The organism is Sunxiuqinia elliptica (genome assembly GCF_900113005.1).
GTDB lineage: Bacteria > Bacteroidota > Bacteroidia > Bacteroidales > Prolixibacteraceae > Sunxiuqinia > Sunxiuqinia elliptica.
The window spans coordinates 593,084-607,663 of the sequence record NZ_FONW01000001.1 but is presented as its reverse complement, the minus strand read 5'-3'; the positions used below and the strand labels follow the sequence as shown (position 1 = coordinate 607,663).

The following is a 14,580-nucleotide window of genomic DNA, read 5'->3' as shown; positions in this document are numbered from 1 at the left end:
GTTTTCAACATTTTAAAGGAGTTTTAAGCATAGTTGACGTAACATACACAAGACTTAACAATTAAGCTCTGCCCGAAAATTTGTAGTTTTGGAAAAAATACTCACTTACTATGACTAAAAAGATACTTGTTACCGGAGGAACCGGTTATATCGGCTCTCACACAGTAGTGGAACTGCACAATGCAGGCTATGATGTAATTATTGTTGACGACCTCTCCAATTCAAGCGCCGATGTGCTGGATAGCATTGAAGAGATCTCCGGAAAACGGCCGGAATTTGAACAATTCAACCTGGCTGATACCGCTAAAACCGATGACTTTTTTAATCGAAATCAGGATGTGGATGCCATCATTCATTTTGCGGCTTCAAAAGCAGTTGGCGAATCAGTGGAAAAACCATTGCATTACTACCGCAACAACTTGGTTTCGCTGATCAACATTCTGGAATGCCAGCGCAAATACAAGATTGCCAACATTGTGTTCTCTTCATCGTGTACGGTTTATGGACAGCCAGATAAACTTCCGGTTACCGAAGACACACCACGCCAGGATGCCGAATCGCCTTATGGCAACACCAAACGTGTTAACGAAGATATTTTACACGATAGCGTAAAAGCTTACCCTGAATTACAAGCGATTGCCTTACGCTATTTTAACCCTATTGGTGCTCACCCAACCGCATTGATTGGTGAACTGCCCTTGGGAGTTCCTCAAAACCTGGTGCCCTTTATCACGCAAACGGCAGCAGGAATTCGCGAAAAGCTAAGTGTATTTGGCGATGACTATGACACTGCTGACGGCTCAGCAATTCGTGATTACATCAATGTCGTGGACTTGGCTAAAGCCCACGTTATTGCCATTAAACGCCTGTTGGAAAGCAAAAATAAGGCGGGCTACGAAGTGTTTAACCTGGGAACAGGAAATGGCTACTCGGTGCTTCAAATTGTGAAAGGTTTTGAGAAAGCAACCGGTGTTAAACTTAACTACCAGATTGTTCCTCGTCGTGAAGGCGATATTGAGAAAATTTGGGCGGATACCACCTATGCTAACGAAGAGCTGGGCTGGAAAGCCGAAAAAGAACTGGAAGAGACCCTGCTCTCTGCCTGGAACTGGGAAAAACGCTTACGCAATATCCAATAAAGGTTTTAGCAATACTTCCTTCAAGAAGTATTGCAAACAATTACAAAGGCTTTGTCTTAACCGGCAAGGCCTTTCTTTTTTTGATAAAACCGCCAAAACAGAGCAATCCCGACCAACTGGCAAACGACTGCGAGTATGGAACCTTCGAAACCAAAGTCACCACCATTCCAACTATTCTTTTCCGGCAAATCAATAACAATCATCGAGTAAGCATCTTGACCACTAACCCGAAATCCTAAAAGAGATTGACTAAAGTTCCAAAAGAAATGGATGCAAACGGGCAACCACAAACTGCGGTAACACAAATAAGCAATTCCAAATAAAAGACCTACCAGGAAGATATTAATTGCTCCTAACCAGCTAATCGTCAGATTCAAAAGATGAAAAATACTAAACAAGCACGAAGATAAAATCAACGCTGTTGCTTCTCGAAATGAGCGTAACAAATTCCTCAGAACATATCCTCGAAAGAGAAGTTCTTCCAAAATTGCAATAGCCAAATAAGCGACTAGTAAGTAAAAACCAGCAGCAAAATCGAACTGAATTGCTACGAAATTAAGCTCACCCCACCACTCCAAAAAAAAGAAGCCAACGACAAACATTGCACAAGTTAGCACGGCAGCTATTCCTAAACCAGCAATAGGTGTTGGCTGCATTAGTCCAGTGCGTTTAAAAGGTTCTTGATCAATCCGACACACAAAAAACCAAACAATAGTAATGGTTCCCATTAGATTAAAAAGTGCAAGTACCATCTTTTGTAAAGAAGTCATTTCTCCATTTGCATAGAGTGGAATATTAAACAACAATGCTCCTGCAAACTGAAATATTCCTGAAATCAACAAAAATGGAATCAAGATTAAAAGTACTCTTTGCCAACCGGTTAGTTTCATAAAGCTTTTGTTTGTGAGCTTCTATTTCAACCTTATCTCAAACATCAAAGATGAGAAAGTAGGATTAATGGGAGATTGATCAGAAAATGTAAAATGATACTATAAATAAATCCATATTTATACTCTACCCGAATATATCCTAACATTAAGCCCATTACAATCTGATTAAATACAATAAACGGAAAAACAAAAAAGTGGGCCAATCTCAGATTCTCAAAATTAAATAAGTGCAATATTCCAAAACTTAGTGCGAACCCATAATATAACAGAGGAAAATACTTCTTCCAAACAGTACCAGCCCTTAAAATAACAAACGCAGGAATCGTGACAAAAGAGGGAATTAAAGCAATAAAAACCGCAATTGCAATCAACATGTAAAGTTCAAATACATGATAAAACACTAAAAAAAACAATGCAGCCAGCGAGATCGCAAGATTCCGTTTCGTAAATCTTAATGGAAGCCGGAATATTGCCTCTTCATAAATAGGAACAAAAACTATTAGTTTAAAAGATAGGGGAATCTCAGAAGTGGCTATTTTGCTTTCAGGTAATAAATCCATCATTCTCAATATTGGGAAAAATGCGAGTGAACTTAAAATAGCCACCCCAAAGTAAGCCAGCAAAAATCGCCCTAACAGTACAAATAAACCATGAACATTTAACGATCTTGGTTCATTTCTTAAATTTGGATGCAAAAGAAAACTAAAGAATTGTTTAAGCATTCAACAGGGTTTTATCGATATACAAAAGCCGGTTTGAAAACCGGCCTTTGCTAGAGCTTTTACAAAAACAAAGATATAATACCACAAGCTATAAATGCTTTACGTAAACCATCTCCTATGTTTTTGCCAATATAATAAGATCTAGTATCACCCCCGTTTATTAATTTGAGGCTTTTTGAATCTAATGTCGCTACTTTTATGTTTTCCATAACTTTAAAATTATTGAAATATTCCATCATAAATTCCCTTGTAAAAATCAAAGGCATTAGCACAATAACGTCCAAATGAATAGCCGACTTCATATAGACCACCGCCAGAAATCTCTTTCAGGTCAAAAGTTGTTAGCTCGAAAGTTAATTTTTTCATAATAATTTCATTTAATACTTGTTGTCATTCCACCCTGCTTCAAATCCGGTTAGAAACTCTGCAACTTGGCGTTGAACCCATAAGGAAATCGGATCAAACATTCCTCCTTCAACGGCTTTAAGTTCTTCCATGCCCAGTTCTTGCACTCTGGCTTGATTTAAAACTAATTCTTTTTCCATAATCTTTAATTTTTGTGAGTTAATAATAGCTTTTTCTTTATGAGTTGCGCGCGATACTCACCCACTAATGTAAAAAGTACCACTCTCAAATTTTGACAGTGAAGTCATTTTTTCAGAAACTAGTTTTAAGTTTTGAAAGCCTCCATTTACCTTTTTGTATTCTGATTGTGAAAGGTTGCGTGTGAAAAAGCCGCATAAAAAATTGACTTCTTCGGTATAAATGTAGCTTTGGCATACCAAGCTGTATTCTACAGGGGCACCTAATTCTTTTATAGTCTCAATAATTCTATAGATCGTTGATTCAGATACACTAAACTTTTCGGCCAAAGCTTTGGGATTCCCTGTTGCCCTGAAGCGAATTAATTGGTCAATTCGCTCTATCAGTTCAATTTGATTAAATAGTTTTGCCATTTCTATCGTTTTTAATGTTATTCAACTTAAAGATTTTGTTTTGTTAAAGCCGGCATTTGTTTTTGCCAAAGTGAGTAGTATTTCCCCTGCTGGGCATAAAGATCGTCATGAATCCCCTGTTCAATTAACGTTCCATCTTCCAGCACCACAATATTATCGGCCATTAAAACCGTACTTAAACGATGTGCTATTATTACTACTGTTTTCCCCTCAGCCTGTAACTTACGCATGGTTTCCTGAACCTTGTTTTCAGCATCAGCATCCAATGAAGAAGTGGCTTCGTCCATAATTAGTATTTGTGGATTTCGGTACAATGCACGCGCAATAGCCAACCGTTGTTTTTGCCCTCCCGAAAGTGTTGCCCCGTGTTCACCCACCAAGGTATTAAATCCGTTGGGTAGTTTTTCAATAAATTCAATTATTCCTAACTGCGTACAAATGGCAAGAACCTGTTGCATATCAGGGTTAAATTCCCCCACTGCAATGTTATCGATAACCTTTCCATTGAAAAGATCGAGGTTCTGAGGAACAATTCCCACGACCTGTCGCAGGCTTTGATTGCTAAAATATCTAATGTTAGTACTTCCTACATAAATAGCACCTTCGTTTACCGGATATAATTTTTGGATCAAAGCAGCAATGGTTGTTTTTCCCGAGCCACTTTCGCCAATAATAGCGGTAACTTTCCCCTGCTTAAACGTTACATTGAAATCCTCAAAAACATCAACACGCGTTCCATAGCTAAACGAAACCTTTTCAAAAACGATATCACCCAAGTCAACGGTAGTCGCATCCACCAAATCTTCATCGGGTTCTTGCTCCAAATCCATTATTTCAAATAAACGATCGGCAGCAATACTGGCATTTTGGTATGTTTTATTCATACCAACCAAGCTGGACACAGGACCGGTAAAATAACCAATAAGTGCATAGAACGACATCAATTCACCCGGTGTAATTTCCTGCTTCAACACAAACAGGCTCCCTACCCATAATAGAATTATGGTAAAAATTCGACTGATAAACAGAGATGAGTTTTCGGAGAAAACAGAATTAAGTCCCGATTTATAGGACGAATGAAGCAGAGAAATAAAGCGTACTTCTGTTTTAATGTTAGCAAACCCTTCAATGCCCAATTGTTTTATCGTCCGCTCTGAATTAATGGATTCCACCAACTGAGATTCCAACTCTGCCGCCTGCTCCATCATTTTTCGTTCGCGTTTTTTATTCAGATAGTTAACCGTTAGGTAAAGCAATACAAACAGGGGAATTACTAACAACATAATTAGCGCTAGCTTCCAGTTGTAAACAAACATGAGCGCAAAGGCAAAAATTACAATAAACAGGTTAACGATGAAGTTAATCATGGAATCATTAATGAATGCCCTTATTTTTACAGCATCATTAATCCGCGAGACAATTTCGCCGGTACGCATGGTATCGAAAAAACGTTGAGGCAACTTTAATAAATGCTTATAATATCCTAAAATCAAACGGGCATCAATTAATTGCCCTGTTTTTAACACCAATATGGTTTGAACGGAACCAATAAAAACCTGAAGCAATAAGATAATAATCATCACAATACTCAGCAGGTTTAAAAGGTTACGATTTCCATTTATGAGAACATGATCGGTAATTTTTTGAATGTAGATAGAGGTTGCTAATCCAAGTATGGTAAAAACTGCTGCACCAAACAAAGTTTGTAAAAGTGTTCTCCGGTGCGGATGAAGTAGAAATCGAAAGCGTTTAAAATTTGAGACCTTCTCATTTCCTGCAACAAAATCACCGGAAGGAGATAGTAAAATTAAAATGCCTGTCCATTCTCTTTCAAAATCCTCAATGGGTTGTTTTTCCAATTTACCAGTTCCAGGATCCATTTTTTCAACATAGGAGGAAGTTACTTTATAAATAACAACATAATGTTGCAGTTTTTCTTTTACAATGACATGTGCAATTGCAGGCAATGGAACCTCTGTTAAGGCTGCAGAAGTTGCTTTCACTCCTTTAGCGGTCATCCGCATTTTTTCAGCTGCTTTTATCAATCCCCAGGCATTAGTCCCCTTTTTATCTGTTCCTGCCCACTGTCGGATTTTTGAAACAGATAATTTAAGGCTGTAATAAGCAGCCACAGAAGCCAAACAGGCAGCTCCACAATCTGTAATATCACGTTGTTTTATTTTTATGTTCATAAACACTAGAATTAAAAAGAAGCTACTCTGAAATTATATTAGGATTAAGCCAACTATCTGTTTTATCAAATAATAATTGGGCAAGTGTACGTTTCGTAATTCTATACCTCGCTGTATTTGTAAGCCCCTTTTTTAATTCACCAGTAAAACCATTTCTTAACGATAGGTACTGCTGGTCAATACTACTCCGTACTTTAAAAAACGGCTGATTGTTGACAAAGTAAATCCCATTTGAGATATCGATAATAGTACCTGTTGCCACCCCCCATTGGTTGTAATTGTATGCATCATACCTGAAAAATAACTTGCATCTCTTTTTGCAAATAGCCTATATCTTCCGGCGCAACAAGGTTCTCTGCGATAACATGATCATTAGGGTGTACGATGGCTATTGTTTGTCCGATAGTAACAAAACCTCCTGGCTTTATACCATTGTAATTAGTTATGTGCCCTGTGGTCGGAGCTGTTATGGCATAATTCTTTATTTCGCTTTTCAGGCTCTCTATTTCGCTTAAGTAAGCCTTATTATCTTGCTGATAACTAACAGCTTGTTGTTGCCACTCATTCCGGCTCATTTGAATATAAATCTGCTTCTCTTCCAGTACTTTATCCAATTGAAATTGTTTATCCTCAAGCTCAGCTACAGGAATCACTTGTTTATCAAATAGCATTTTGGCCCGCATAAATGATTTCTGAAATAATTCGATCTGCATATCAAACTCCGAAAGCTTTTGGCGGTATTCTGCGTGAGTTGTTTTATAAAGACTGGTTTCTAAATCCGAATACCTAAAGCTCAGCAAGGAGGAAACATCATTCAAATAGGCTTCATTTTCAAAGATCCTTCTTTCAATATGAGTAATCCGCTCCGATTGCTTCTTACAATCAAGCCAAACCAAAGTATCTCCAAATAAAACAGATTGATTTTCTTCTAGATTAGATTTGACTACTTGGGCGACTACCGGTGAAACTAGTTCTGCAGGCTCAGATGATGAACGGAAAATGCCTCTACTTTGTACCGTAATTTCTGTTTTTATTAAAAATAACGATGTTGTTGTAACCACAAGAAACAATAGTACTACGATATAGATTAGACTTGATTTCCGACTAAATCGTGCAAAATGATGCTCAACAGAAACATTTATAATCTCTTTAGGAAATATTGGTGATCCCATATTTTTCCGCTTTTTAATCGAGTTAATAACGATTAGACAATACCACCACTGCTCATTGGCAAACAGGAACATTGTCAAAAACATATAATTTCTCTTTTATAACGCTATTAAGCAGGCAAGCAAACGATCACGATCCAGAACAGATCAAGAACAGATCAAGAACAGATCAAGAACAGATCAAGTACAGATCAAGTACAGATTAAGTACAGATTAAGTACAGATTAAGTACAGATTATAATAATTAATTCGGTTAAATTAAAAAAGGTGACCCCAATACTCCCATTTTCTTCCTAGAAGATTAGATCATTATAAAACACAGATACTATTTCGCTTTTGACTCCACTCTCTCCTTCGCCCTCAACGGCTCTCTTTACGCCTTTAATTCTTCATTTGAAAAGCTTACTTTTGTCTGATAGACTACCTGCAACCGCAAGCAACTAAGCAAGCGGTTAAAGCGATCTAAAAGAAAAACTCAATTACGAAACCGTACCTCGCGTAACTAAAAAAGTTGCCGAAGTATAACGAAAACAAACATTTTTAAGAGCATGAAGAATTCCTTGTTATTAGCCGGTCTGGGCTCTGCTTGTGCATTAGGCAGCTGCTCTGTTGAAACAACACAACAGCAACAAAAACCCAACATTATCTATGTTTTAGCAGATGACATGGGCTATGGTGATGTATCTGCCAACCAAGCCAATGGGAAAATAAAAACAACGCACTTGGATCAGCTGGCAGCTGAAGGAGTCCGTTTTACGGATGCCCATACCTCTTCATCGGTATGCACGCCTACACGATACGGAATCATCACTGGCCGATACAACTGGCGCAGCACCTTGAAAAGTGGTGTACTAACAGGGAAATCCAAAGCCTTGATCCCAACCAGCCGGACCACTGTTGCCTCCATGCTCCAAAAGCAAGGTTACCACACCGCTTTCATTGGCAAGTGGCACTTGGGATGGAACTGGGCCATGAAGGACACAACAGAGTTTGGCGGAGAAGGTTGGGACTTAAAAGACTTTGACAACCTCGATTTTTCCAAGCCCATTAGCCACTCTCCAAACGATCTTGGGTTTGACTATGCTTATGGCTTCTGTGGATCACTCGATATGGCGCCCTACGTCTATGTTGAAAATGGCATGCCAACCATGGTCCCCGACTCAGTTTCCGAAAATACCGGAGAATATTCCTGGTGGCGGAAAGGCCCAACTGCAGCTGATTTTGATCACGAAGATGTAACTCCCAACCTGTTTCGAAAAGCCATGGCTTACGTCAAAGAGCAAGCCGAAACTGAAGATCCATTCTTTTTGTATTTACCATTGCCATCGCCACACACCCCAATTCTTCCTACCGAAGAGTGGCAGGGAAAGAGTGGTCTGAATCCATACGGTGATTTTGTTTTGATGATTGATGACTGGATGGGTAAGCTGTTGGCAAGTGTAAAAGAAGCCGGAATAGAAGAAAATACATTGATCATTTTCACCACGGATAATGGCTGTTCTCCAGCCTCTAAAATTGAAGAACTGGTGGCTGCTGGCCATCACCCCAATGGCGTTTATCGTGGCCATAAAGCCGACATTTTTGAAGGCGGACACCGGGTTCCATTCCTGGCTAAATGGCCGGCCGTGATCGAACCGGGCTTGGTTTCAGACGAAACAATTTGTACCACCGACCTGATGGCAACCTGTGCAGACATTACCGGTTATCAGTTGGCCGACAACGAAGGAGAAGACAGCTACAGCTTACTGCCCATTTTCAGACAAGGACAGCTCAGCCAACCTTTACGCGAAGCAACCGTCCACCATTCCATCAACGGAAGTTTTGCCATTCGGCAAGGAGACTGGAAACTAATCATGTGCCCAGGTTCAGGCGGATGGAGCTTCCCTCGCCCAGATGATAAAGAAGCCCTTAAAGGACTTCCTAAGGTTCAATTATACAATTTAAAAGATGATCCTTCGGAAAAAAACAACCTGCAAGCCGACAATCCAGAAAAAGTGAGTCAGCTAAAAGAAATTTTGGTGCGTTACATCCAGGAGGGACGAAGTACTTCGGGCAAACCGCTGGCCAATGATCCAATCAAAGGAGAATGGCATCAAATTGATTTTATTTCGGCAAACAACTAGAACGTGCATACGAAGTGGCTATCCGCTCCGTTTATGCTACAACCAGTTAATCATTACATCAAAAACAGCGCTATGCAAGCAACTAAGACAATACTCATTACCGGAGGAGCCGGTTTTATTGGCTCCCATGTTGTTCGGCTTTTTGTAAGCAAGTACCCCAACTACCAAATTGTCAACCTCGACAAATTGACCTATGCCGGGAACTTGGCCAATCTGAAAGATGTGGAGGGAAAGCCCAATTACGAATTTGTCAAAGCAGATATTGTCGATGGAGAAGCGATCCAAAAGCTGTTTTTGGAGAAACAATTTGATGGGGTTATTCACTTGGCAGCCGAATCACATGTTGACCGGTCGATTTCGAACCCTACCGAATTTGTTTTCACCAACCTTATTGGAACAGTCAACCTGCTGAATGCGGCACGGGCAACCTGGAAAAACCAAGCTGCAGATAAGCTGTTTTACCATATTTCGACCGATGAAGTGTATGGTTCACTAGGAAATGAAGGCCTGTTTACCGAGCAAACAGCTTACGATCCACACAGTCCTTACTCGGCATCCAAAGCAAGCTCCGACCATTTTGTCAGGGCCTATCATGATACGTTTGGCTTGCCAACACTGGTTTCCAACTGTTCCAACAATTATGGATCATTCCAATTTCCCGAAAAGCTAATTCCGCTGTTTATTAACAACATTCGGAACAACCGCCCGCTTCCGGTTTACGGCAAGGGCGAAAACATCCGGGATTGGCTGTGGGTGGAAGACCACGCCCGCGCAATTGATGTTATTTTTCATCAAGGTAAAGTCGGCGAAACCTACAACATTGGCGGGCATAACGAGTGGACTAACATTGACTTAATTAAGCTGATGTGTACCATTATGGACCGGAAGCTAGGACGTGGAAACGGCACCTCTGAGCAGTTAATTACTTACGTGAAAGACCGTGCCGGACATGACTTACGCTATGCCATCGACTCTACTAAGCTACAAAAAGAGTTGGGCTGGGTTCCTAGTCTGCAATTTGAAGAGGGCTTGGAAAAAACCATTGATTGGTACCTTGAGAATGAAGCATGGCTGAAAAACGTAACCAGTGGCGATTACCAAAACTATTACGAGGAGCAATATCAAAAACGATAGCACGAAATTTACGATAGGAATTTTCAAGGGAAGCATAAATCAAGTACGGTTTATGCTTCTTTTGTTTTATATTTAAGAGCAAGCGAAATTTCTTGACCTCAAAAAGATGAAACGAACGATATATTTAATCCTAGCCTGTTTATTCATTCTAAGGGTAGCTCAGGCACAGGACAGCCAAGCTCCGGATTCTGCCTTTATTGAAAAGATGGCTCAACAAGAAGGACAAGCCTGGCTTAAAAAAGCGCAGTTCCAGGAAAATGTGGGCTACCAAGATTATGACCTCCACTTCGTTCGGACAAACTGGACGGTTGACCCTGCAATTCGAGCTATTTCCGGAGACATTCAGTTTCATATCAAAGCTTTGTCCACCCCCCTTTCGTCGATGGAATTGGATCTCCAAAATAACTTGGTCATTGATTCCATTCGAATGCAAGCTTCGTCCTTCACTTGGACACATGAAGACAATAAAATCAAAATCAACTTCGAAAATCCCATCGCAGTCAACGAATCTGCAATAATCAAAATTGCCTACCACGGAGTTCCTTCAAGTACTGGTTTCGGATCATTCAAAACCACACAAACTCCTGATGGAACGCCCATCTTATGGACTTTATCAGAACCCTATGGAGCCAAAGAGTGGTGGCCTTGCAAGCAAAGTCTGGTTGATAAAGTCGATTCAATAGAGATCAATGTTATCTGTCCCGAAGGTTACCGTGTAGCAAGTAATGGAAAACTAATTTCCAGAGTGACTGAAAACGGAAAGGTGCAAACAAAGTGGAAGCACAACTACCCAATAGCCACCTACCTGGTAGCCATTGCTGTAACCGACTATGCAACGGATGAAGTCTACTTAAAGCAAGAAAATGATTCCATTCAAATCCTAAACTACGTTTATCCATCGTACCTCGAAAAAGCCAAAACAAAAACCGCAGATATGCTGAATATCATGGAGTTGCTTAATGAGTTGATCGGCCAATATCCTTTTGCTGACGAAAAATATGGACATGCGCAATTTGGCTGGGCTGGAGGGATGGAACACCAAACCATGAGTTTTATGTACCACCTCGATTTTGAGCTCGTAGCCCACGAAATGGCCCATCAGTGGTTTGGCGACTGCATTACTCTGGGCAGTTGGCAAGACATTTGGCTTAATGAGGGTTTTGCAACCTACCTTACTGGCTTGTGCTACGAAAATTTGCTCAATGGTGCCTACTGGGAGCTCTGGAAGAAGAACCAAATCAGCAGAATCACGACATCTCCCATGGGGTCAGTTTTTGTCAAGGACACCACCCAAATCAGTACGCTTTTTAGCTCACGCCTCTCCTACTCCAAAGGGGCCTATTTGCTCCACATGCTTCGTTGGGAACTCGGGGATGAAGCGTTTTTCAAAGCCTTGAAGAACTATTTCAACGATCCTGCACTCAAGTATGGATTTGCTAGAAATCAAGATTTTGTGACTCACCTCGAAGCTGCTGCCGACACTTCGTTAACCGAATTTTTCAATGATTGGTATTACGGTGCAGGCTATCCGAGTTACGTGTTACACCACTACACCGACTACAGTGATAACGGCAAACAACTACTGACGGTCAACCAAACAACCTCCGATAGCTCAGTCGACTTTTTCGAAATGCACCTACCGGTTCAAGTTTGGAAAGACGGCCAAAGCAAACTACTTCGACTACACCATACCGTTAACCCACAATCCTTTATTTTAGATGAGCGCCCCGACTCGATTGACTTTGATCCGGATTTATGGCTGATAACCAAAGGCTCCGTTACCATGTCAACCAACCAGTTGACAGCCCAAATGCTCAAGCTATACCCCAACCCGGTGGTAGATCAATTGGTCATTGAGCCAAAACCCAACGAACGAATCGTAAGCGTCCGAATAAGCAATAGTCTCGGCAGGCTCATCGCAGTTCCAGAACTATATCATAATCAGCTCGACCTGAGCCAACTGACACCGGGACATTATTTCATTCAAATAAAAACCAACCAAAACATCTACCAGCAACAATTTGTAAAAGCCAGCCTATAAAATCAGTGCCTACTCAATTCAAAGTTTCAAGTTGCTTGAAAAGTCCGAAGTTACTGAATTCCTATATTCTCCATTTAAGCGTCATCCTGAATTTATTTCAGGATCTATTGCGTCCTAGTTCCAAAGATCCGAAAATCTGTTGCCTTGTTTCTAATCACAAGTTTCCAGACAACATGTAGTTTCGTTTTTTGCGCATCTGCTAAGCAATTGACAAATAGCTTGCGCTCTTTTCGGAAGAATTCACCTGCTCATTTCTCCAAGTCCTTCGAATTCGATAAATTTGCCTTCATCAAAAAAAACAAAGCACATGTTTTCAGGAATCGTAGAAGAATATGGTATCGTCAAAGCCATCGAAAAAGATCAGGAAAATTACCACTTTACTTTGACCTGCTCCTTTGTTGACGAATTAAAAATTGATCAAAGTTTGGCGCACAACGGCGTGTGCTTAACTGTAGTTAAACTTGACCAGCAAGCCAAAACCTATACGGTGACTGCCGTTAAGGAAACTTTGCTAAAAACCAATCTCGGACATTGGGAAGTAGGCTCAAAAGTAAACCTTGAGCGTAGCATGATGATGAATGGCCGTTTGGATGGACACATCGTTCAAGGACATGTTGACCAAACAGCAACTTGCACCAAGGTTGAAGAAGCTGAAGGTAGCTGGTACTTTACCTTTGAATATCCTTTTGACAAGTCGAAAGCGCTGCAAGGATACATGACCGTTGAAAAAGGATCGGTTACCGTTAATGGCGTGAGCCTGACTGTTGTTAATTCAAAAGACAACTCTTTCCAGGTAGCAATTATTCCTTACACATACCAGGAAACCAACTTCCACACGTTTGAAGCTGGATCTGTGGTGAACTTGGAATTCGACATTATTGGAAAATACCTAAGCAAACTGGCAACTTTCAAGTAGCCACTTGCTAATTTTAATAACAATCACAATCGCACAAAGAGCCCCCGGGACTAGTTTCCGAGAGCTCTTTGCTTTTTATGCTCGATTACGATCTATTTCGTTCAGGCATGGAACACCAAAAGTGGTGTCTTGAGGTGGAAAACCATCTTCCTGGCAATACTTGGATTGAAGATCCTTGTAATCATGTTCCGCTTGTGAGTCGTCAGCGATAAAACATCAATGTCATTCTTCTCAATGTATTTCTCCAAATCTTGCAGAATATCATTTCCCGGAACAATGACGCATTTCAGTGCGGCATCTTTATGGTTCTTCTTCAGCACCTTACCCATATTGCCCAACTTTGCCCGGTCCCATTCTGATTCATCCTGATCGCCAATATGCAAGCAAGTTAGCTCGGTATTGAAAGGCTGCAACAAACCCAGCAACTTATCAATTGCTATAAAGTCCTTTTCATCAAAATTGGTTGCGTAAACCACTTTCTTAACGGCTGCCAGATTTAACAAAGGAGCTTTTTCAGGAATCACTAAAACGGGCACATTGGCTTTGTAAATAACCCCCGCCGTTGTGCTTCCCATCACTCCGCCATGCCCTTCGTCTGGGCCTTTAATACCCATTACAATCAACCGTGGAGGATGGATTTCAGTATACGACAGAATATCTTCTTCCGGATAGCCCATCTTCACAATCTGCTCCATATGCACCGATTGCCAAACTTTCTTTCCAACCAATTCCGACAACTTCCTCAAAAACTTATCGAACTCCTCGTTTATGTAATCCTCCCGCTCTTTTAGGTGCTCATAAAGACCGGCATCCAAAGCCATCACATCCGAATAAGGAATGGTAAAATAATCAGGCTGAGGGATGACATGGTAAAAGACAACCGATGAATCCAGTTCCGTTGCGATTTCAAAAGCCATAGAAGCTGCTCGAAGCGAATAATTTGAGAAATCAACCGGAATCAGAATAAAGTTTTCACTTTTCTGCATCGGCTTTTCGATACTCCCAAGCAACTTATTCAAAATAGGATAAGCCTTCTTCGCATCTTTAGCCTTAATTTGAACTTTTACTCCTGTAGCAACTGCTCCCTGAATCAAGTTGACATTCTCCAGCGAGCACTCAATTCCCTTAGCTTCCAACATCGAACGTAAGACTTCCGCTTTTGAATAAGGCAACAGGGCAATGGTAATAATCTTTTCTTCCATGGCGTGTGATTTTTGCTGGTTAAACTTTGTTTCTATCCTATTTTATGGGATTCCAGCGTGTTTAGTTTCAAAAATTGAAAGGAATATCTTAAAACC

13 protein-coding genes are annotated in these 14,580 nt (G+C 40.6%); 5 read left to right on the top strand and 8 right to left on the bottom strand.

From position 1 onward, the window contains the following. Nucleotides 1-110 precede the first annotated feature (110 nt). A complete protein-coding gene (galE, locus tag BM156_RS02440) occupies nt 111-1,139 on the top strand; it encodes a UDP-glucose 4-epimerase GalE (protein WP_093918228.1) in 1,029 nt (342 codons plus the stop codon). A gap of 56 nt (nt 1,140-1,195) precedes the next feature. Here the strand turns inward: galE and BM156_RS02435 are convergent, their stop codons facing one another. The 7 genes from BM156_RS02435 to BM156_RS02415 form a co-directional block, all read right to left on the bottom strand. Beyond that, nucleotides 1,196-2,029, bottom strand: coding sequence for a CPBP family intramembrane glutamic endopeptidase (locus BM156_RS02435; protein ID WP_093918227.1), 834 nt, complete (start codon nt 2,027-2,029; stop codon nt 1,196-1,198). Nucleotides 2,030-2,073: 44 nt separating this feature from the next. Continuing rightward, a complete protein-coding gene (locus tag BM156_RS02430) occupies nt 2,074-2,751 on the bottom strand; it encodes a hypothetical protein (protein WP_093918226.1) in 678 nt (225 codons plus the stop codon). A 219-nt stretch (nt 2,752-2,970) separates the two neighbouring features. Then, nucleotides 2,971-3,117, bottom strand: a complete 147-nt coding sequence (locus tag BM156_RS20650) for a hypothetical protein (protein WP_170846834.1) — start codon at nt 3,115-3,117, stop codon at nt 2,971-2,973. Between the two features lie 11 nt (nt 3,118-3,128). After that, nucleotides 3,129-3,296, bottom strand: coding sequence for a hypothetical protein (locus BM156_RS20645; RefSeq protein WP_170846833.1), 168 nt, complete (start codon nt 3,294-3,296; stop codon nt 3,129-3,131). A gap of 57 nt (nt 3,297-3,353) precedes the next feature. Further along, nucleotides 3,354-3,707: an HTH domain-containing protein gene (locus BM156_RS02425; RefSeq protein WP_093918225.1), complete on the bottom strand. Its 354-nt coding sequence runs from the start codon at nt 3,705-3,707 to the stop codon at nt 3,354-3,356. 26 nt (nt 3,708-3,733) lie between these two features. Continuing rightward, complete coding sequence (locus tag BM156_RS02420; protein ID WP_093918224.1) at nt 3,734-5,899, bottom strand: peptidase domain-containing ABC transporter; 2,166 nt, start codon at nt 5,897-5,899, stop codon at nt 3,734-3,736. Nucleotides 5,900-6,186: 287 nt separating this feature from the next. After that, on the bottom strand, nt 6,187-7,071 hold the full coding sequence (locus BM156_RS02415) for an HlyD family secretion protein (protein WP_170846832.1): 885 nt from the start codon (nt 7,069-7,071) through the stop codon (nt 6,187-6,189). A 545-nt stretch (nt 7,072-7,616) separates the two neighbouring features. On the opposite strand from BM156_RS02415, the gene BM156_RS02410 reads away from it, so the two are divergent. From BM156_RS02410 to BM156_RS02395, 4 genes are all read left to right on the top strand, one after another. Further along, nucleotides 7,617-9,191, top strand: coding sequence for a sulfatase family protein (locus BM156_RS02410; RefSeq protein ID WP_170846831.1), 1,575 nt, complete (start codon nt 7,617-7,619; stop codon nt 9,189-9,191). 72 nt (nt 9,192-9,263) lie between these two features. Continuing rightward, nucleotides 9,264-10,325 (top strand): dTDP-glucose 4,6-dehydratase, encoded by a 1,062-nt coding sequence (gene rfbB, locus BM156_RS02405; protein WP_093918221.1) that lies wholly within the window; start codon nt 9,264-9,266, stop codon nt 10,323-10,325. A 106-nt stretch (nt 10,326-10,431) separates the two neighbouring features. Further along, entirely contained in the window at nt 10,432-12,366 is a 1,935-nt protein-coding gene (locus BM156_RS02400; protein ID WP_093918220.1) for a M1 family metallopeptidase, read from the top strand. A 307-nt stretch (nt 12,367-12,673) separates the two neighbouring features. Beyond that, entirely contained in the window at nt 12,674-13,282 is a 609-nt protein-coding gene (locus tag BM156_RS02395) for a riboflavin synthase (protein WP_093918219.1), read from the top strand. Between the two features lie 101 nt (nt 13,283-13,383). Here the strand turns inward: BM156_RS02395 and BM156_RS02390 are convergent, their stop codons facing one another. Beyond that, the gene (locus BM156_RS02390; RefSeq protein WP_093918218.1) at nt 13,384-14,484 is read right to left on the bottom strand and encodes a universal stress protein; all 1,101 of its coding nucleotides are present in this window, start codon (nt 14,482-14,484) and stop codon (nt 13,384-13,386) included. Nucleotides 14,485-14,580 lie beyond the last annotated feature (96 nt).

Excerpts from the sequence above, each read along its gene's own strand:
- galE (WP_093918228.1), top strand. The coding sequence starts at position 111 with ATGACTAAAAAGATACTTGTTACCGGAGGAACCGGTTATATCGGCTCT.
- BM156_RS02435 (WP_093918227.1), bottom strand. The coding sequence starts at position 2,029 with ATGAAACTAACCGGTTGGCAAAGAGTACTTTTAATCTTGATTCCATTT.
- BM156_RS02430 (WP_093918226.1), bottom strand. The coding sequence starts at position 2,751 with ATGCTTAAACAATTCTTTAGTTTTCTTTTGCATCCAAATTTAAGAAAT.
- BM156_RS20650 (WP_170846834.1), bottom strand. The coding sequence starts at position 3,117 with ATGAAAAAATTAACTTTCGAGCTAACAACTTTTGACCTGAAAGAGATT.
- BM156_RS20645 (WP_170846833.1), bottom strand. The coding sequence starts at position 3,296 with ATGGAAAAAGAATTAGTTTTAAATCAAGCCAGAGTGCAAGAACTGGGC.
- BM156_RS02425 (WP_093918225.1), bottom strand. The coding sequence starts at position 3,707 with ATGGCAAAACTATTTAATCAAATTGAACTGATAGAGCGAATTGACCAA.
- BM156_RS02420 (WP_093918224.1), bottom strand. The coding sequence starts at position 5,899 with ATGAACATAAAAATAAAACAACGTGATATTACAGATTGTGGAGCTGCC.
- BM156_RS02415 (WP_170846832.1), bottom strand. The coding sequence starts at position 7,071 with ATGGGATCACCAATATTTCCTAAAGAGATTATAAATGTTTCTGTTGAG.
- BM156_RS02410 (WP_170846831.1), top strand. The coding sequence starts at position 7,617 with ATGAAGAATTCCTTGTTATTAGCCGGTCTGGGCTCTGCTTGTGCATTA.
- rfbB (WP_093918221.1), top strand. The coding sequence starts at position 9,264 with ATGCAAGCAACTAAGACAATACTCATTACCGGAGGAGCCGGTTTTATT.
- BM156_RS02400 (WP_093918220.1), top strand. The coding sequence starts at position 10,432 with ATGAAACGAACGATATATTTAATCCTAGCCTGTTTATTCATTCTAAGG.
- BM156_RS02395 (WP_093918219.1), top strand. The coding sequence starts at position 12,674 with ATGTTTTCAGGAATCGTAGAAGAATATGGTATCGTCAAAGCCATCGAA.
- BM156_RS02390 (WP_093918218.1), bottom strand. The coding sequence starts at position 14,484 with ATGGAAGAAAAGATTATTACCATTGCCCTGTTGCCTTATTCAAAAGCG.